15 protein-coding genes are annotated in these 19,235 nt (G+C 50.5%); 13 read left to right on the forward strand and 2 right to left on the reverse strand.

Annotated features, from left to right (window positions below):
* Positions 1–53: 53 nt before the first annotated feature.
* Together pepT and sigK are read right to left on the reverse strand one after the other, a co-directional pair.
* Complete coding sequence (gene pepT, locus PXC00_RS06835; protein WP_275846347.1) at positions 54–1,283, reverse strand: peptidase T; 1,230 nt, start codon at positions 1,281–1,283, stop codon at positions 54–56.
* Between the two features lie 193 nt (positions 1,284–1,476).
* On the reverse strand, positions 1,477–2,160 hold the full coding sequence (gene sigK, locus PXC00_RS06840; protein ID WP_275846345.1) for an RNA polymerase sporulation sigma factor SigK: 684 nt from the start codon (positions 2,158–2,160) through the stop codon (positions 1,477–1,479).
* Positions 2,161–2,422: 262 nt separating this feature from the next.
* On the opposite strand from sigK, the gene PXC00_RS06845 reads away from it, so the two are divergent.
* From PXC00_RS06845 to hisD, 13 genes are all read left to right on the forward strand, one after another.
* Positions 2,423–4,072 carry an SH3 domain-containing protein gene (locus PXC00_RS06845; RefSeq protein ID WP_275846344.1) on the forward strand — a complete coding sequence of 550 codons (1,650 nt, stop codon included), beginning with the start codon at positions 2,423–2,425 and terminating at the stop codon, positions 4,070–4,072.
* Between the two features lie 98 nt (positions 4,073–4,170).
* On the forward strand, positions 4,171–5,130 hold the full coding sequence (locus PXC00_RS06850) for a bile acid:sodium symporter family protein (protein WP_275846343.1): 960 nt from the start codon (positions 4,171–4,173) through the stop codon (positions 5,128–5,130).
* A 160-nt stretch (positions 5,131–5,290) separates the two neighbouring features.
* Positions 5,291–6,010, forward strand: coding sequence for a UMP kinase (pyrH, locus tag PXC00_RS06855; protein ID WP_275846341.1), 720 nt, complete (start codon positions 5,291–5,293; stop codon positions 6,008–6,010).
* The gene (gene frr, locus PXC00_RS06860) at positions 6,007–6,561 is read left to right on the forward strand and encodes a ribosome recycling factor (protein WP_275846338.1); all 555 of its coding nucleotides are present in this window, start codon (positions 6,007–6,009) and stop codon (positions 6,559–6,561) included. The genes pyrH and frr overlap by 4 nt, the downstream gene beginning before the upstream one ends.
* Before the next feature lie 107 nt (positions 6,562–6,668).
* The gene (locus tag PXC00_RS06865) at positions 6,669–7,403 is read left to right on the forward strand and encodes an isoprenyl transferase (protein WP_275846336.1); all 735 of its coding nucleotides are present in this window, start codon (positions 6,669–6,671) and stop codon (positions 7,401–7,403) included.
* Position 7,404: 1 nt separating this feature from the next.
* Positions 7,405–8,247: a phosphatidate cytidylyltransferase gene (locus PXC00_RS06870; RefSeq protein ID WP_275846334.1), complete on the forward strand. Its 843-nt coding sequence runs from the start codon at positions 7,405–7,407 to the stop codon at positions 8,245–8,247.
* A gap of 38 nt (positions 8,248–8,285) precedes the next feature.
* Positions 8,286–9,434 carry a 1-deoxy-D-xylulose-5-phosphate reductoisomerase gene (locus PXC00_RS06875; RefSeq protein WP_275846332.1) on the forward strand — a complete coding sequence of 383 codons (1,149 nt, stop codon included), beginning with the start codon at positions 8,286–8,288 and terminating at the stop codon, positions 9,432–9,434.
* Positions 9,435–9,485: 51 nt separating this feature from the next.
* Positions 9,486–10,541 (forward strand): M50 family metallopeptidase, encoded by a 1,056-nt coding sequence (locus PXC00_RS06880; protein WP_316935208.1) that lies wholly within the window; start codon positions 9,486–9,488, stop codon positions 10,539–10,541.
* Between the two features lies 1 nt (position 10,542).
* Entirely contained in the window at positions 10,543–11,586 is a 1,044-nt protein-coding gene (ispG, locus tag PXC00_RS06885; RefSeq protein ID WP_275846330.1) for a flavodoxin-dependent (E)-4-hydroxy-3-methylbut-2-enyl-diphosphate synthase, read from the forward strand.
* 89 nt (positions 11,587–11,675) lie between these two features.
* On the forward strand, positions 11,676–16,031 hold the full coding sequence (locus PXC00_RS06890) for a PolC-type DNA polymerase III (RefSeq protein ID WP_275846328.1): 4,356 nt from the start codon (positions 11,676–11,678) through the stop codon (positions 16,029–16,031).
* A 95-nt stretch (positions 16,032–16,126) separates the two neighbouring features.
* Positions 16,127–17,320: an ATP phosphoribosyltransferase regulatory subunit gene (hisZ, locus tag PXC00_RS06895; RefSeq protein WP_275846326.1), complete on the forward strand. Its 1,194-nt coding sequence runs from the start codon at positions 16,127–16,129 to the stop codon at positions 17,318–17,320.
* Entirely contained in the window at positions 17,317–17,955 is a 639-nt protein-coding gene (gene hisG, locus PXC00_RS06900; RefSeq protein ID WP_275846323.1) for an ATP phosphoribosyltransferase, read from the forward strand. Before hisZ ends, hisG begins: the two co-directional genes overlap by 4 nt.
* Positions 17,952–19,235, forward strand: coding sequence for a histidinol dehydrogenase (gene hisD, locus PXC00_RS06905; protein WP_275846321.1), 1,284 nt, complete (start codon positions 17,952–17,954; stop codon positions 19,233–19,235). The genes hisG and hisD overlap by 4 nt, the downstream gene beginning before the upstream one ends.

The raw sequence follows: 19,235 nt of genomic DNA on the forward strand, positions 1-19,235 counted from the left end.
ACTTCGAATGCGGAGAAAATCCGCATTCGAAGTGCTCTTTTTTATAGAAAAGTTTATGCCGTTGCGGAATCTGCAAATTGTGAAAGGATTCCCAGAATGATTTTGGTGCTCAGTTCCATATCTTCGGCTGTAATGTGCTCATACGGTCCATGAAACGCGTGACCGCCGGTGCCAAGGTTGGGGCAGGGCAGACCGCTCACACTCAGTTTGGCACCGTCCGTACCACCGCGAATCGGCAGCTCACAGGGAACCACACCCAGCGCGCGCATAGCTTTTCTGGCGTTTTCAACCAACTGCGGATACGGTTTGATGTAAGAGAGCATATTTTCGTATTGGTCGGTTATTTCAGCCTGCACCGTACCTGCTCCGTACTTTTCATTTAAAATTTCCGCAATCTTTTGCATCATATCTTTGCGGATTTCAAAGTGTTCTTTGGAGTGATCGCGGATAATATAGGAAAGCTTTGCTTGCTCAACGGTGCCACTCATTTCACACAAATGGAAAAATCCCTCACGGCCGTCTGTGTGCGCGGGCGTTTCTGCGGCAGGTAGCATAGAATTAGCTTCCATGGCAATCAGTGAGGCATTTAGCATGGTGTTTTTTGCATCGCCCGGATGTACGTTAAAGCCATGGATGGTCAGGACCGCTCCGGCAGCGTAAAAGTTTTCGTAGCTGATTTCACTGGAGTCACCGCCGTCAACCGTGTAAGCAAAGTCAGCACCAAATCCCTGAATGTCAAAATGATCCGCGCCGCTTCCGACTTCCTCGTCGGGGGTAAAGCCAATGCAGATGCGTCCGTGCGGCCTTTTTTCCTGTATAAGACGTTCGCAGGCGGTCAAAATTTCTGCGATACCGGCTTTATCGTCCGCCCCCAGCAGGGTTGCGCCGTCTGTGGTAATCAAAGTTTTCCCTTTCAGCTTTTCCAGATGCGGAAACTCACGCGGGGAAAGAACGCGGCCGCTGTTGCCCAAAGAAACGTCGCCGCCGTCATATTGCTCAATAATCTGCGGATTGACGCCCTCGCCGTTAAAGTCCGGTGCCGTATCCATATGGGCAATCAATCCCAGCGTGGGCACCTGCTCTTTTCCGGCGGTTGCCGGAATTTCTCCGTAAACATAGCACATATCCGTTACCCGCACGTGGTCAATACCAAGCTGACGCATTTCCTCAGCCAGCTGATTGGCAAGGTCAAACTCCCGCTTTGCAGTGGGCACTGCGGAGGATGTTTCGTCGGAGGTCGTGTAAACCCGAATATACTTTAAAAGGCGTTGCGCTGCATTCATCTTTCATCCTTCTTTCCATCTGTTTTACAGCCAAGGATTAGTATACGCTGTTTTCGTGCCAGAAACAAGCCGGCAGGGCTGGCTTTTAAAAATAGGAATTGACAGATGCAGAAAAGCCTGTCCGCAAAAGCAGCCAACCCCTTTCGCCGCATGAAGGAGGCTTTGGCTTTTTCAAAATGCGGCTGGGGTTGTTTTAAGACTCAAACTGCTTGTGCAGTGTTTCCAGTGCTTTTTTTTCAATGCGGGAAACATAGCTGCGGGAGATTCCCAGCACTTGGGCAACTTCCCGTTGTGTCTGCGGTTCTTTTCCGTCCAAACCATAGCGCAGGCGCAGAATGGTCTGCTCACGAGCCGGAAGCTGCCGTATGTACCGATAAAGCTGTTCGCACTTGATTTTGCGGTCCAGATTGTCAAAGATATTATCGTCGGTTGCCAAAACGTCCATCAGGGTCAGCGCGCTGCCATCTTTGTCACTGTCAATGGGCTCGTTCATGGAAACGTCCTGGGCAGATTTCTTTGTACTGCGGAAGTACATGAGGATTTCATTTTCAATACATCTGGCTGCATAGCTGGACAGGCGGATGCCCTTGCTTTGGTCAAAGGTATTGACTGCCTTAATCAGCCCGATAGTTCCGATAGAGATTAAATCCTCCTGGTCTGTATTTCCGGTACCGTACTTTTTGATAATGTGTGCCACAAGGCGGAGATTGTGGGCAATCAGCGTATCTCTGGCAATTTTATCTCCTTTGGCAAGCCGCTGCAGACAATCCTTTTCCTGAGCCGGTGTCAGGGCCCGCGGAAAAGAGCCAGAGCCTGTTACATGCAGGATAAAAAACAGAAGGCCGGACAAAATTCCCGATAAGAGTGATTCCAGCATCAGCGCATACTCCTTTTTATCAGATATTCTTAGTTTATGCACGGGCAGTAAAATGTGTTGCAAGTCCCTGCAAAAAACATTTTTTCAGATACACATCTGGTTTCAAAAAATAGCCACTTTGTATTCTGCACATTTTTTATAAAATAGACTCGCTTTTTCATGCAGAGTATGCTATAATAACAAAGCTTACAATTTTGTAATCATTGCAAATCAACAGATTGTGTTGCTTTTTCCGGAATCATGAAGAAAAGGAGTACGGCTTATGAAGAAAGAGCACGGTTCGCTTTGCAGAGCTGCTGCAGCCGCTGTAACAGCGGCGTTGGTTTTCGCTTCGGCAGTTCTTCCGGCTTCTGCTGCGGGGGTTTCCTGCACGGTGCAGGGAAAAACCATCACCCTGCCCCTACAGAAAACGGCACAGGTAATTTCTATGGAGCAATCCACGGTTCTGGATGTCAGCTTAAAGTCAGCCAGTGCCTTGCATTTTCACACCGCAGACGGAAAGAAGTTGGAAGTTTCCACTAGAAAGCCGTTTGCCGACGGTGCCGCCACATATTCGATTTATGCAAAGGGCAGCGTTAACTCAGCAGTAGGGGTGTACGCAGAAGATGCCACGGACAGCAAATTATTTGTTGTACAGATTACAGACCGTCCGTTTACTTCAGACACGACCATGGATGTCAGCCTGAAGTCCGGCGATTCTTATACCTTTCGCATCACGCCCAATAGCGCCAAAGACTATGTGACATTTTATACAACAGACGGTTCTGTCTTTTCAACAAAAAGTGCCGGCAAAAGCACAGCGAATGGCAAAACCAATTATTATTTTCAGTTCAAAGCTTTAAAGAGCGGTTCCGCAGGTGTTTACGTCACGGTTGGCAAGCAGAATTACCGTGTTTTTACCGCGACATCCACTGGCAGTGCGGCACCTGCCGGAAGTACGGCATCCGCCGGGCGCACCGGTACGGTGTGCGTGGACGACACACTGAATCTGCGTGCGCAGCCGAACACAAACGGTCGTGTCATTGGACAGCTTACTAATGGGGAAACTGTTACCGTTCTTGCTGACGCAGCCAGCGGATGGATTCAAGTAAAAACCGCTGCGGGGCTTGTCGGCTATTGTAGCAGCGATTATGTGCAGTTGGATCATGCGACAGAAGTGACGAATACGGGGTCGTCTTCGGATACACCACAGACCGCTCGTGTAAAAACCAGCGGAGATGCACTCAATCTCCGTGCAGGCTCCAGTTCCGGCAGTGCAGTGATCGGCCAGCTGGAAAATGGGGAAGCTGTGACGGTTCTGGGTACCGAAGGAAATTGGACATACATACAGACAAGTGAAGGCATAAAGGGCTACTGCAGCTCGGATTTTTTGGTTGCGGAAAACAGCGGCGGCGATTCCGGGGAAACACTCGGCGCCAGTAAAACTTTGAGTGGGATGCCCGCTTATAAACAAAAAGACGCAGCGTGGGCCAATACATACATCGGCGGGACAAACGGCGGAACAATTGGAACCATCGGCTGTCTGGTCACCAGCATTGCCATGTCGGAAAGTTATCGCACCAGCAGCAGTGTCACCCCAAATGACATTGCAAAGCAATGCCAATTTACCGACGGCGGCGGTTTGTATCTTCCATCCGGCTATTATGATATGTCCGGCGTGAGCGACAGCAGACTTTTGAAGGTCTTTCAGCAGCTGCAGGCGGACAAGCCAGTGCTCGTTGGCGGTGTAAATTCACGTTCCTCCCATTGGGTAATCATCAAGGGTTACAAAAATGTGCCGCTGGATTCTGCAGGAAACCCAACGGCATTAGATGCTTCCATGTTCCTGGTCAATGATCCCGGATATGACAACTACACTTTAGCAGATTATATCGGTCAGTTCCCATCCGGCCGTGTCTTTCGTACGTATTAAAAATTGCGGGAACTGCCAAGGAGGGCTGCTGCGAAACTTGCGGCAGTCCTTTTTTCTGTACAGCAGAGAACCGCGTACTTAAAAAATCAGGTGAAATTTTGGAACTTCTTAACCGAATAAACCATTCGCTCGAAAAGGCCATGCCGCTGATTACACCTGCCTGTCTGGTATTGGGCGTATTGTTCCCGCAAATCACCGGTCGCTTCCTTCCATATGTCATGTTTCTCTTTGCGTTTATGACGTTTCAAGGCAGTCTTGGCTCAAACTTTCAGCAGGTTGCGCAGGTCTTCAAGCGCCCACTGCCGCTGCTTATAATCCTTTTTCTGCTGCACATCTGGATTCCATGCATTGCCTGTCTGATTGGGAATATGCTGTTCGGATTTGACAAAAACCTGGTGGCTGGCATTGTGTTGGAGTATGTCGTGCCGACCGGCATCGTCAGCTTTATGTGGGTGAACATTTATCGTGGCAACGGTGCACTGACTCTTTCCGTGATTTTGATTGATACTATTCTGACACCGGTTTTGCTTCCGGCCAGCCTGCAGATTCTGTTGGGCACTTCGGTAAAAATGGATGCATTGGGCATGACAAAAGATATGGCGCTGATGATTGCAGTACCGGCGGTGTTGGGTATGGCTGTTAATCAGGGTACGCGGGGACGTGCTAATAAAACATGGAAACCGGCGCTGGCGCCTTTCGGCAAGCTGGCACTGATTCTAGTCGTTTCAGGAAATTCCAGCAAAGTCGCACCCTTTGTGCGCCACTTGACACCGACACTGACGGCTGTTGCGCTGCTGATTCTGGTTATTTCTGCCTCGGGCTATCTGTGGGGATGGGGTGCGGCAAAGCTGTTGCATCAGCCGCGAGATGTTTTGGTATCCATGGCGTTTAACAGCGGGATGCGCAACATCAGCGCAGGTGCCGTCATTGCCGGAGCCTATTTCCCGGCGGAAGTCATGTTTCCGGTTATGATTGGAACCCTGTTTCAGCAGGTACTGGCTGCTTTGTACGGTTCTTTGATGCAAAAGCGCCTGGGTAGGGGAGAAGAGAACATCTGAGTACCGCTGCACAACTTTCTGCTTCTCTATTTGTAAATTTTTGTGTACGTATGCTTGCCCCCTGTGGTTCAGGGGTTGTAAATTTCATTGAAGTATTGTAAAATAAGTCTGCTATCATATTGCAGAGAGTTCTGAATTGGATTTTAGGAGTGTATTTTATATGCAGCCAAAGTATAAGCGTGTTCTATTGAAACTCAGCGGAGAGTCGCTGGCCGGAAAAGAAGGACACGGCATTGATTTCGACACCGTTTTAAAGATTTGCCGACCAATTAAAACCTGCTCTCTGATGGGGGTGCAGATTGCGATTGTTGTTGGCGGCGGCAACTTCTGGCGCGGCCGTTCCAATGGGCAGATGGATCGCACCCGCGCTGACCACATGGGGATGCTGGCAACTGCCATCAACGCACTTGGCGTTGCGGATGCGCTGGAGCAGTTAGGGATGCAGGTACGTGTACAGACCGCAATCAGTATGCAGGAAGTGGCGGAACCATATATTCGGAACCGCGCAGTACGGCATTTGGAAAAGGGGCGCGTGGTCATTTTCGGATGCGGCACCGGCAATCCATTCTTTTCCACGGACACGGCCGCCTCTCTGCGCGCTGCTGAAATCGAGGCGGACATCATTCTGAAAGCTACCATGGTGGACGGTGTGTATGACGCAGACCCCAAAATCAACGCCAACGCTAAAAAATTCGATACCCTGTCTTATATGGATGTGCTTAGCAAAGATCTGAAGGTAATGGACAGCACGGCGGCTTCCATGTGCCGTGATAACCATATTCCAATTTGCGTATTCAGTCTGGAAGATCCCGAAAATATTGAACGCGTCATCTGCGGTCAGTCAATCGGCACTGTTGTCAAGGAGGATACCTGTTTATGAAAGAAGTATTAAAAGCTGCTGAAACCAAAATGCAGAAATCCATTAACGTTTTACATGAGGAATATATCGAAATCCGTGCGGGCCGCGCAAATCCGAATGTCCTCAATAAAGTGACCGTGGATTACTACGGTGCCCCCACGCCGATTAACCAGTTGGCGGCAGTCGCGGTTTCCGAAGCGCGCGTGCTGACGATTCAGCCGTGGGATCCGTCTGTCTGCCGTTTGATTGAAAAAGCAATTCAAACGTCTGATATCGGCATCAATCCGCAGTCTGACGGAAAGATCATTCGGATGATTTTTCCCGCACTGACAGAAGACCGCCGCAAGGACATTGCCAAGGATATTGGCAAAATGGCAGAAGAAGCAAAGGTCGCTGTTCGCTCCATTCGCCGCGATGCCATGGATAAACTGAAAGCCATGAAAAAAGACGGTGAACTCGCAGAGGATGACCTGAAGAACGCAGAAAAGCAGACGCAGGATTTGACAGACAAATACTGCAAAGAAGCAGACAGCCTCTGTACAGAGAAAAGAAAAGAAATCATGGAATTGTAAAATTCCCGGCAGCGGGGACCTGCCCCGCTTCACACGCTCGGCAGGAATTTTATTTTGCTCTCTTTCCAAAAACGGCAGGGGAGCAACTATCATATTAGAGGGTTTGCATGAAAGACACAACGCAGAAATTTGCTTTATCTCCGGAATTTTTACCCAACCATCTGGGCATCATTATGGATGGGAACGGACGCTGGGCGAAAAAGCGCGGGTTGCCGCGCTCGGCCGGGCATACTGCCGGCGCCGCCGTATTTAAGAAAATTGCCCGGTACTGCAGTACCATCGGTATTCGTTATTTAACGGTATACGCTTTTTCAACTGAAAACTGGACGCGGCCGCCGGAGGAAGTCGGCGCGCTGATGGTTCTGTTTAAGCAGTATCTGCAGGAGTCTCTGCGGGATTTTCGCAGCGACGACATCAAGGTGAATTTTATCGGAGACACTTCCAGATTTCCGGCAAGCCTGCAGGAACTCATTGCAGAAACCAAAGAAGTTTGTGCAAACCGCAGGGGCATGGTACTGAATATTGCCATGAATTACGGCGGCAGAGCGGAACTGGTGCAAGCGGCTGAAAAAGTCGCGGAGCGTGTAGCTGCCGGAACACTGCAGCCGGCAGAAATTGATGAAAAGGTGCTTTCCGGAGAGCTGTACACAGCCGGACAGCCGGATGTGGATTTAATTATTCGTCCAAGCGGAGAAGAGCGCCTGTCTAATTTTCTGCTTTGGCAGTCTGCTTATGCCGAGTTCGTATTTATGGATGTTTTGTGGCCAGACTTTACGCCGGAAGACCTGAACCGGGCGCTGCTGGAGTTTGCGCGCCGCTGCCGCAGATTTGGAGGGATTTAGCGTGAAAGTACTGAATTCGATAAAGCAGCGACTCATTTCCGCGCTTGCCATCTTGATCCTGATGGCTGCAGTTGTTCTGTGCAATGCCCGTTTCCCGCTGGCGCTGAATTTTGTCATTGCGGTCATCAGCGTTATGGCCGTCTGGGAAATTTCCGCTGCGCTGCAGCTCACGCGGCAGATTGCGCTGGTTGTTCCCAGCATGGTTCTGGCTGCGGTTTTGCCGTTTTTATCCGGTCTGTTCGGGCAGGGGTTTGTTCTGTTTGTATATACCGTTGTGCTTTTCAGCGCAATGATTCTTTATCACTCTGTCATTACCTTTCGGGAAGTGGCCATCATCTACAGCATGACTATGCTGATTCCTACGGCACTGCAGTCGCTGGTTCTGCTGCGAGAGTTGGGCGGCACCCATGGAATGTTCCACGTCATCGTGGCGATTTTTGCTGCATGGGTTGCGGATGCAGGTGCATACATTTTCGGAAGTTTGTTTGGCAAGCATAAGCTGTGTCCCAGCATTAGCCCCAAAAAGACGGTGGAAGGTGCCATTGGCGGCGTGATTGTAGACGTACTCATTATGCTGTTGTTCGGCGTTATTTTTCAAGATATTTACTGGAACCGTACGGTACATGTCAATTACTTCATTTTAGGAGCCATCGGTTTCTTTGGCGCGCTGCTTTCCATGTTAGGAGATTTAAGCTTTTCTATCATCAAGCGCAGTTGCCACATCAAGGACTTCAGTGAGCTGATTCCCGGTCACGGCGGGATTCTGGACCGCTTTGACAGTGTTATTTTTGTTGCGCCCTTTGTATGCCTGCTGTTAAAGATGGTGCCAATGGTTTATGAATGATTTCTTATACAGTAAATGAACAGATTAAGAAGGTTATCATGAAGAAAAACATTTCCCTTTTGGGTTCCACCGGGTCCATCGGCACGCAGACACTGGAAGTGGTACGAAACTTAGGTCTGCAGGTTTGTGCACTGACCGCACATTCTAACATTCAGCTTCTGGAACGGCAGATTCGGGAATTTCATCCGCAGTTAGCCGTAGTTTATGAAGAGCGCGCAGCGCAGCAGCTGAAAGCGAACCTTGCGGATACCGCCACAAAGGTTTTGGCAGGGGAAGAGGGACTGGAAGCCGCGGCGTGTATCCCCGAGGCCGATTTGGTTCTGAATGCGGTTGTAGGAATGGTTGGTCTGCGCCCAACACTTGCAGCCGTTGCAGCGGATAAAGACCTGGCGCTCGCAAACAAAGAAACTCTGGTGGCGGGCGGTGCTTTGGTGATGGACGCATTGCAAAAGCACAAAGGGCATTTGATTCCGGTCGACAGTGAACACAGCGCTGTTTTTCAGTGCCTGCAGGGAGCGCCGAATCGTGCTTTGAAAAAAGTGATTTTAACCGCATCCGGCGGGCCGTTTTTTGGGAAAACCTGCGCAGAGCTTGCCTCTGTAACGCCAGAGCAGGCGTTACAGCATCCGAATTGGAACATGGGGGCAAAGGTTACCATAGATTCCGCCACCTTGATGAACAAAGGGCTGGAAGTTATGGAGGCAGGCTGGCTGTTCCATGTTCCGCTTTCTAAAATTCAGGTCGTAGTTCACCGGGAAAGCGTCATTCATTCCATGGTGGAATTTGAAGACCACGCGATTCTTGCTCAGCTTGGTACTGCAGATATGCGTCTGCCGATTCAGTATGCGCTGACTTACCCGGAGCGGGTGCCGGGGCCAGTGGAAGAACTGGATTTATGCAAAGTGGGGCGCCTGACCTTTTACGAACCGGACCAGCAGACATTTCCCTGCTTTGCAGCCTGCCTTAATGCCATGCAGCGTGGCGGTGTAGCTCCGGCTGCTGTTAACGGTGCAAATGAAGCGGCTGTTCAGCTGTTCCTGCAAAAGAAGATTTCATTCTTGGAAATTGGAGAACTAGTACAGGCTGCGCTCCATGCACAGCCTGATGTAACGGAGTTGACATTGGATACTATTTTAAAGGCGGATGCACAGGCCCGCAACTATGTGCTTTCCCATCGAAAGGAGTGAACCACAATCAGAGCTGTCGAAATTATTCTTTTAATTCTCATTGGAATTTTTCTGTTCTGCCTGACGATTCTCATCCATGAAGCCGGTCACTTTTTTACAGCCAAAGCTTGTGGCATTCGCGTTGATGAATTTGCAATTGGCATGGGACCGCGGCTGGCGCATTTTCGGAAAGGGGAAACGGAGTATTCCCTCCGCCTGCTGCCAATTGGTGGCTATTGTATGATGCCCGGCGAAGACGGTCAGGACGAAGACGGAAACGTCTGCACAGATCCGCGCGCTTTCTGCAACAAGCCCAAATGGCAGCGCTTTCTTGTGCTGGTGATGGGTGCGGCCATGAACATCGTGCTGGGCTTGATACTGATGGGAATTTTACTGGGGCAGAGCAGTGCATTTAACTCGGTTATGATCAGCAAGTTCAGCAGCCACTCGGCTTTGCAGAGCGCCGGTCTGCAAGTAGGGGACAGCTTTACGGAGGTCAATGGATACCGGGTGCGCACAGATAAAGATTTGAGCTTTGCTCTGGCTTTGGCGAACCCAGACTCTGTCAATATTCAAGTTAAGCGCAACGGCAAATTGGTAACCTTTCAAAACGTAAAGTTAAACACGGTCACAGGTTCTGGCGGTAAAAAAACGACGCAGCTTGATTTTTATGTACAGCCGATTGCCAAAACACCGCTGTCACTGCTGCAAAAAAGTTGTGCGGATACCATTTCTGTTGTTCGGCAGGTGTGGGCAAGCCTTGCAGGGCTGGTAACCGGTCGCTTTGGCTTGAATGATATGACGGGTCCTGTCGGTCTGGTGCAGGTAATCAGCGAATCCGCCAGCGCGGGTTTGCAGCAGAGTTTTTGGGCGGCGGTAGAAAATATCGTTTACGTCATTATGATTATCACGGTCAACCTGGGCATTGTCAATTTGCTGCCGATTCCCGCATTGGACGGCGGTAAAATCTTATTTTTGTTGATTGAAGCTGTTCGCCGCAAACCGCTGAATCAGAAGTACGCCGCCATGGTGGAATCTGCGTTTTTCGCCCTGCTGCTTGGTTTTATGGCGATTGTTGCAGTCAGCGATGTGATGCGCATTACGACTGGGCACGGAATCGGAGGGTAACATGAAAGAAAGAAAACAGGTGCTGGTCGGCAGCGTACCGGTTGGCAAAGGAGCGCCAGTTACGGTGCAATCTATGCTGAATGTGCCGTCCACTGACCTTGACGGCAGTGTACAGCAGGCTGTGGCATTGGAAAAGGCAGGCTGTCAGATTTTGCGTGCTGCGATTCCCAGCTTTGATGCTGTCGCGCTGATTCCTGCTATTCGCCGTGCAGTCGCGATACCACTTGTGGCAGATATCCACTTTGATTATCGGCTTGCACTGGCAGCTGCTGATGCGGGCGCCAATGCCATTCGCATTAACCCCGGAAATATCGGCGGAGAAGACCGCGTTCTGGCAGTGGTTCAGAAATGCAGAGAAAAGCATCTGCCCATCCGCATTGGTGTCAATTCCGGCTCTCTGGAAAAGGAACTGCTGCACAAATTCGGCGGGCCAACGCCGGAAGCGCTGGTGGAAAGTGCACTAGGGCACGCGGCGCTATTGGAGAAGCATGGGTTTACCGATATTGTGATTTCCATGAAATCCTCAGACGTTGATACGACAATCCGTGCCTATGAATTGTGTGCGGAAAAGTGCCCATATCCGCTGCATCTGGGCGTCACTGAGGCTGGAACCGAACGCATGGGTCTGGTAAAATCCGCCATTGGAATCGGTTCTCTGCTGCAGCGCGGCATTGGGGACACCATCCGCGTTTCTTTGACAGCTGATCCGGTACGGGAAATTTATGCCGGATATGATATTCTGAAAGCGCTGAAGCTAGGCAAGCCGTCTCCTACCTTGATTTCTTGCCCAACGTGCGGCAGAACGCGGATTGACTTGATCCACATTGCGCAGGAAGTAGAGGACAGGCTTCGCGGCTGCAGCAAGCCAATTACGGTTGCAGTCATGGGCTGTGCTGTTAATGGGCCTGGCGAAGCGCGGGAAGCCGACATTGGCATTGCCGGCGGAAACAGTGTGGGGCTTTTGTTCCGCAAGGGCGAAATTATCCGTAAAGTTCCCGAAACACAGCTGGTAGATGCATTGATGGAAGAAATCGATAAATTGTAAATGGTACCCTGCCGGTTTATTTTTCGGTGGGGTGTCTTTGTCCGCACAGAAAGCAGAAAACTGAACAAACAGAACTGAGGCATGCACGCATGAACACCTTTCAAAACTTTTTTGGTATGTACATAGACTGTTCGAATTTGCCGGAGCAACTGCTTTCCGGTGAATTAAGGCAACTGCAAATCAACGCAAAGGAGCGCGTGATTTCTACGGCGGTAGCGCTGAACGGCATTGTGGTTCGAAAAACGCTTTATGAAGCCGAAAAGCGCATTGCAGACTGCAAAAAGCTCAACTTGAGCCGCGCACAAATTCTGCCAAAGTACGATGCCGAGCTTTTCAGCTTGTCTTACTACCCGGAACTGGTAGTGGAACTTAAGCGGAGAGAAGCAACCATCAACGGCACCCTGCTTGGCTCCACAGCAGTGCTGGAAAATGACACGCTGACGATTACTCTGACACACGGCGGCGCCCATTTGTTGGAAGCACGCCATGCCGATCGCATTTTGTCCCAACTGATTCGTGAAGAATTCGGTCTGAACATCCGCGTCGCTTTTACCGGCCGTCTGGAAGTTGACGGGGAAAGCGCACATTATCAAGAAATGCAGGCACATCAGACAGAAAAAGTGCGCCGTCAAGAAGCCGCCGCCCAACAGGAAGATTATGAGATTGCCATGGCGCATACCACAGAACCACGTGTCATTGAAGTTCGGGAAGGAGAAATGCTGCGTCCGGCAGTTTTGCTTTCAACCGCCAAAGCCCTTTACAAAACTTTGCCAAAAGCCAAACCGGCACCCATCAGTACCATCACGCCGGACATTGGCTCGCTAACCGTTTGGGGTGAAATTTTTGCAATGGAAACCCGGCTGACACGTGACAAGCAGCACAAAATCTTTTCTATTAAAATCACAGATTACACCAGTTCTATCACCTTGAAGATTTTCGAAAGTGTACAGGACTGCAAAGCGCTGGATACCCTGCATAATGGGATGTCTGTGCTTGTGCGCGGCGATGTAGAATATGATAAGTATGACCATGAAGTGGTCATGCGGCCGCGCGGACTGGGTACTGTCAAACAGGTGCAAGTAACCGACAAAGCGCCCGCCAAGCGGGTAGAATTGCATCTGCATACCAATATGTCCCAAATGGATGCAGTTAACTCCGCAGCGGACTTGATTACACGGGCAGCAGAGTGGGGGCATCCCGCAGTCGCTATCACAGATCATGGAGTTACACAGGCATTTCCAGAAGCAATGAACACAGCCGCTTCCCTGAAGAAAGCCGGAAAGCCTATCAAAATTATTTACGGAACAGAAGCATACTTTGTCAATGATTTGGTGCCGGCTGTTACCGGAGAAAGCTCCCGCACTCTGGATGATGAATTTATTTCATTCGACATTGAAACAACCGGGCTTTCTCCCAATCAGGAAAGAATTACGGAAATTGGCGCCGTTCGGATTCGCAATGGTGAAATCGTTGAAAGCTTTGACACCTTTGTAGACCCAGAACGCCCAATTCCGCCGAAAATTACGCAGCTGACCAGCATTACGGATGAGATGGTTGCCGGCGCGCCCAGTGAAGAAGAAGCAATCCGCCAGTTCTACGCCTTCTGCGGAGCAGACGCGGTTTTGGTTGCGCACAATGCCGACTTCGACACATCCTTCATCCGTGTTGCCGCGCAGCGCCATCAAATGACTTTTCCCTATGTTTATATTGATTCCATCCCCATGTGCCGCGCCATGCTGGTGGACATCAAAAACTATAAGCTGGACACCGTAGCCAAATATCTGAAACTCGGTAACTTCAATCATCACCGCGCCTGTGATGATGCCGCTATGCTGGGACAGATTTTCATCACATTGCTGCAGCGGCTGAAAGAGGATACCAAAGCCAAAACCGTTTCAGATATCAACACCACGCTGGCAGCTTACCACAATCAGGGCAGTGCCAAAAAAATTCGTTCCTACCACCAGATTATTTTGGTTAGAAACCAAACCGGTCTGAAAAATCTTTATAAGCTTGTTTCCATGGCGCATCTCAAGTATTATTACCGCAATCCGCGTATTCCAAAAAGTGAGCTGATAAAATACAGGGAAGGCCTGCTAATTGGCAGCGCGTGCGAAGCCGGGGAACTCTACCGCGCGGTTTTCGCCGGAAAGCCATGGAACCAACTGCTTGAAATTGCGGACTTTTACGATTATCTGGAGATTCAGCCGAACGGCAACAACCAGTTTCTGGTGCGCAATGGCTCCGTACCGAATGTGGAGAAGCTGCAGGAATTTAATAAAACCATTATCAAGTTGGGCAAGGCTTTGCACAAACCGGTTGTGGCAACCTGCGACGTGCATTTTCTGGACCCCAAAGATGCTGATTACCGCAAAATTCTGCAGACAGCACAGGGCTTTGATGCCGGGGAAGAGCAGGCGCCGCTTTATCTGCGCACCACCGCTGAAATGTTGAAAGAATTTTCCTACCTGGGAAAAGAGCTTGCCTATGAAGTGGTCGTGAAAAACACGAATCTGATTGCAGATATGTGTGAAGAGCTTCAGCCAATTCCGAGCGGTGTTTTTCCGCCGTTTATTGATGGCGCGGAACAGCAGCTGAACGAAATTTGCTGGAAGCGGGCAAAGCAAATTTACGGAGAACCGCTGCCCAAAATCGTTAAGGAACGGCTTGAACGAGAGTTGGGCTCCATTAACAAACACGGATTTTCTGTTCTGTATATGACGGCACAAAAACTGGTGGCAGACAGTGAGGCGCACGGTTATCTGGTCGGTTCCCGTGGTTCAGTCGGGTCTTCCTTTGTTGCGAGTATGTCCGGTATTTCAGAAGTCAATCCGTTAAAGCCCCATTATATCTGTCCATACTGTAAGTACAGCAAATTTATCGAAGACGGCAGTTACGGCTCCGGTTTTGACCTGCCGCCGAAAATCTGCCCTGTCTGCGGTTCCCCACTGCGGCAGGATGGGCACAACATTCCGTTTGAAACGTTCCTCGGCTTTGACGGCGACAAAACACCGGACATTGACCTGAACTTTTCCGGGGAATATCAATCCGGTGCACACCGCTACACAGAAACACTCTTCGGAAAAGACCACGTTTTTAAGGCCGGTACCATCGCAACCGTGGCAGATAAAACAGCGTACGGTTATGTGAAAAAGTATCAGGAACTGAACAATGTCACCCTGAACAGTGCGGAGGAACTGCGCTTGGCACAGGGCTGCACAGGGATTAAACGCACAACCGGTCAGCATCCGGGCGGCATGGTTGTTGTACCGCGCGGCTACGAAATTTATGATTTCTGTCCGGTGCAGCACCCGGCCAATGACCAAAAGAATGACAACATCACCACACACTTCGACTTCCATTCCATTCATGACACCATCTGCAAGTTGGACGAGCTTGGGCACGATGTGCCGACCATTTACCGGTATTTGGAGGAATACACCGGTATTCCGGTTATGTCTGTTTCTATGAGTGACCCCAAAGTGATGAGTCTGTTCCATTCTCCAGAAGCGCTTGATGTTCGGGAAGAAGACATCGATTGCCAAACCGGCACCCTCTCCATGCCGGAACTGGGCACCCCGTTCGTTCGGCAGATGCTGATGGACTCTCAGCCAAAAACCTTTACCGATTTGCTGCAAGTTTCCGGCTTGTCACACGGTACAGATGTGTGGCTCGGCAATGCACAGGATTTAATTAAAGACGGTACCTGCACAATTTCCGAAGTAATCGGAACACGTGATTCCATCATGACCTATCTGCTGCAAAAGGATCTGGAGCCAAAGATGGCGTTTAAAATCATGGAAATCACCCGAAAGGGAAAAGCCACAAAGCTGCTTACGGAAGAACATATCAATGCGATGAAAGAACACCATGTCCCGCAATGGTACATTAACTCCTGCTTCAAAATTAAATATATGTTTCCGAAAGCGCACGCTGCCGCTTACATGATTGCGGCGTTGCGGCTTGGCTGGTACAAGGTGCACAAGCCAGTGGAATATTACGCTGCTTACTTTACAGTGCGCGGCGAAGACTTTGACGGTGCCACCGTTGTAAAAGGACGTGCGGCAGTGCGGCAGCGGATGCACGAAATCCAGCAAAAGGGCAAGGAAGCAAGCGCTAAGGAAGAAGCCGCATTCGGCACCCTGCAGATTGTCAACGAAATGCTGGCGCGCGGCATCGGGGTACTGCCAATTGACCTGTACAAATCGGATGCACGCAAATATCTGGTGGAAGATGGTAAGGTTCGTCTGCCGTTTGCATCCATCAGCGGTGTTGGGGAGTCTGCGGCAAATGCGCTGGCTGCCGCGCGCGACGGCGGTCCTTACATTTCCGTTGATGACCTGCAGGCCCGCAGCAAGGTCAGCAAATCTGTAATTGAGAACCTGCAGGCGGCAGGTTCCCTGAACGACTTACCGCAGAGCAGCCAAATGACGCTTTTTGGCTGATTCTTGCTTTCAGGAATTCATAGTTGACAATGGATATTTAACGTGGTATTATATTAACACGCTAAAGCGAAATCGAGGTAAGGGTTGGTTACTGCATGAAAAAAAACAACAGGATTACACCGGAAGGTACACGCGATCTGCTTTTTGAAGAATGCCTGGCACGCCGGGAAGTTGAACATCAGCTGACCGCTGCCTTTCGTATGCGCGGCTACAACGAAGTTATGACTTCCGGACTGGAATTTTACGATGTGTTTGACCCGGAATCCTCTGGAATTCCGCCGGAAGAAATGTACAAGCTGACCGACCGCCGCGGTCGCCTGTTGGTGATGCGCGCCGACTCGACCATGCCGATTGCACGTCTAGTCGCCACACGGCTGCAGAACCATCAGCTGCCGCTCCGCCTGTTTTACACACAACCCATTTACCGAAATTATCCCGGTCTGGCGGGTCGCCTGAACGAAAACGCACAGGCCGGCATTGAGCTGATGGGGGCAGCCGGCATCCGGACCGATTTAGAGGTGCTGACCACTGCAGTAGAAGCTTTAACCCCTTGTTCGCCGGATTTCCGTCTGGAACTGGGGCATGCAGGATTTTTCCGCGAACTGGCTAGGCAGCTTCCGATTACAGAAGAGCAGCGTGAAGCCATTCGCGGAGCCATCGAGGCCAAAAACTACGCAGCACTGGATACTTTGCTGGACGCGCTTCCGCAAACGGCCGCGGTCAGCGGTATGCGGCGCCTGCCAAGGCTGTTCGGCGGAGAAGAAATCTTTTCACAGGCAGCGACCGTCTGTCCAACGGAAAAAGCAAAGGCAACGCTTTCTTACCTGCATAAAGTGTACCATGCTGTGCAGGAACTCGGTCTGGGCGACCGTGTAATTGTGGACTTAGGCCTTGTGCAGCGCAATGATTACTACACGGATATTATTTTTACAGCATATACGGAAGGCTACGGAGATTCCATTTTAACAGGCGGGCGTTATGACAATCTGCTGTCACGCTTTAACTGCCCGATGCCGGCCATTGGTTTCGGTGTGAATGTGGATGCCCTAACACGCATAGCGCTCGCGAAGGGACATTTTCAGGCGCCTGCGGCGGCGCAGGTGCTGGTTTACAGCCAAAACGGTTATTCTATCAAAGCTCTGTCTCACGCACGCACGCTTGCTACGCAAGGGCTGCGCTGTGAAACCAGCGTCGCAGAAACACAAGCCGAAGCAGAGGCTTACGCCCGTACGCTCGGAATTCGCAGACTGGATATTGTTGGCGAAAAAATCACGGAGGTGCTTTTATGAGACCACTTCAGATTGCATTGACCAAAGGGCGGCTGGAGGACAGCACGATTTCTCTCTTTGAACGAATGGGAATCAATTGCGATGCAGTTCGGCAAAAAGGCCGCAAACTGATTTTGCCGATTGGAGACGGCTCTGTTGAAGTCGTGCTTGCTAAAGCCGCAGATGTGATTACCTATGTCAACCACGGTGTCTGCGACTTGGGCGTTGTTGGAAAAGACACGATTTTGGAAGCCGGTGGCAGCTTTTACGAACTGCTGGATCTGGGCTTTGGAAAGTGCCGCTTTGCGCTGGCAGGCCCGGTGGGACGTGATTTTTTTGCAGGGTATCATACCAAAACCATTGCCAGCAAGTACCCGAATGTTGCACGCAGCTATTTTGAGGGAAAGTCCATGAATGTGCGCATCATCAAAATCGAAGGCAGCGTGGAACTGGCGCCGCTGCTCGGTTTGTCAGATGCCATTGTGGATATTGTGGAAACCGGCACAACACTGAAGGAAAATGGGTTGGCGGTCATTGACAGTATTTGCCCGGTTTCCGCACGGCTGATTGCCAATTCCGCGAGTTTGAAACTTCAAAAGGCAAAAATAGAAAGCTTAGTCTCCCGTATGGAGCGGGCAAAGGAGGAACAGGCATGATTCAAGTCGTTCGTCAGGGCGGGGAAGTGGCTCGAGACTTTGTCAAACGTTTTCGGGTTCGCAGTGAAGCTGCAGGTAAAAAAGTAGACGCTGCCGTTACAGAAATTTTGGAAGCTGTAAAACATCATGGCGATGAAGCTGTGCGGGCATACACCCTGCAATTTGACGGAGCACTGCCGGAGTCTGTTGAAATTGACCGGCCGCAAATGGAGCAGCTGGCTAAAAGCTGTGACCCCTCTTTCCTTTCCGCATTGCAAAAAGCCGCCGCAAATATCGAGAATTTTCACGCCCGCCAAAAACAGCAAAGCTGGCTGGAACCTCGCGCGGACGGAGTGATTATGGGGCAGCGTATCCGCGGACTGCATCGCGTAGGGCTTTATGTTCCAGGTGGTACGGCGGCGTACCCAAGCAGCGTTCTAATGAATGCCATTCCGGCAAAAATTGCCGGTGTGGAGGAACTGGTGATGGTTACGCCCCCTGGAAAGGACGGGCGCCCCAATCCTAATATTCTTGCCGCGGCGCTGACTGCCGGAATTGACCGGGTTTTCCTTGTCGGCGGTGCACAGGCCGTGGCAGCACTGGCTTACGGAACGGAAACCATTCCGAAGGTAGATAAAATCGTCGGCCCGGGCAATATCTATGTGGCAACTGCCAAGCGTCAGCTGTACGGAATTGTAGATATTGACATGATCGCAGGCCCGAGCGAGATTCTGGTTCTTGCGGATGAAACCGCAAAGCCGGCTTATCTGGCCGCCGATTTGATGAGCCAGGCAGAACACGATCGTATGGCATCTGCGATTCTGCTGACCACCAGTGAGCAAATTGCAGATGAAACCGTTAAGGAACTGTATCGCCAGATAGAAGCTCTCTCCCGAAAAGAAATCATTGAAGAGTCACTCGACCGCTTTGGCGCCGTGATTTTGTGTGACAATATGGAGGAAGCTGTTTCATTCGCGAATGAACTGGCGCCGGAACACTTGGAAGTCTGTGCTGAAAACCCAATGGAGTATATCGGCAAAATTGATAACGCCGGAAGCGTTTTCCTCGGTAATTTTTCTCCGGAACCGCTTGGTGATTATTTCGCAGGTCCTAACCACGTACTCCCGACCAGTGGCACCGCTCGCTTTTTCTCTCCGCTTTCAGTAGACAGTTTCCTGAAAAAGTCCAGTTTCATTTATTACACGAAAGAAGCTTTGCAACCGGTCAGCGCAGACATTATGAAGTTAGCGGAAACAGAAGGTCTGACCGCACACGCCAACAGTATTCAAGTGAGGCAATGA

Origin of the sequence: Caproicibacterium argilliputei (assembly GCF_029211325.2) — a bacterium.
Lineage (GTDB): Bacteria > Bacillota > Clostridia > Oscillospirales > Acutalibacteraceae > Caproicibacterium > Caproicibacterium argilliputei.

Bases quoted from the DNA above. Each gene is read 5' to 3' on its own strand.
- ispG (WP_275846330.1), top strand. From the start codon at position 10,543: ATGAAAGAAAGAAAACAGGTGCTGGTCGGCAGCGTACCGGTTGGCAAA.
- pyrH (WP_275846341.1), top strand. From the start codon at position 5,291: ATGCAGCCAAAGTATAAGCGTGTTCTATTGAAACTCAGCGGAGAGTCG.
- frr (WP_275846338.1), top strand. From the start codon at position 6,007: ATGAAAGAAGTATTAAAAGCTGCTGAAACCAAAATGCAGAAATCCATT.
- PXC00_RS06865 (WP_275846336.1), top strand. From the start codon at position 6,669: ATGAAAGACACAACGCAGAAATTTGCTTTATCTCCGGAATTTTTACCC.
- hisD (WP_275846321.1), top strand. From the start codon at position 17,952: ATGATTCAAGTCGTTCGTCAGGGCGGGGAAGTGGCTCGAGACTTTGTC.
- sigK (WP_275846345.1), bottom strand. From the start codon at position 2,160: ATGCTGGAATCACTCTTATCGGGAATTTTGTCCGGCCTTCTGTTTTTT.
- PXC00_RS06890 (WP_275846328.1), top strand. From the start codon at position 11,676: ATGAACACCTTTCAAAACTTTTTTGGTATGTACATAGACTGTTCGAAT.
- PXC00_RS06845 (WP_275846344.1), top strand. From the start codon at position 2,423: ATGAAGAAAGAGCACGGTTCGCTTTGCAGAGCTGCTGCAGCCGCTGTA.
- PXC00_RS06875 (WP_275846332.1), top strand. From the start codon at position 8,286: ATGAAGAAAAACATTTCCCTTTTGGGTTCCACCGGGTCCATCGGCACG.
- hisZ (WP_275846326.1), top strand. From the start codon at position 16,127: ATGAAAAAAAACAACAGGATTACACCGGAAGGTACACGCGATCTGCTT.
- pepT (WP_275846347.1), bottom strand. From the start codon at position 1,283: ATGAATGCAGCGCAACGCCTTTTAAAGTATATTCGGGTTTACACGACC.
- hisG (WP_275846323.1), top strand. From the start codon at position 17,317: ATGAGACCACTTCAGATTGCATTGACCAAAGGGCGGCTGGAGGACAGC.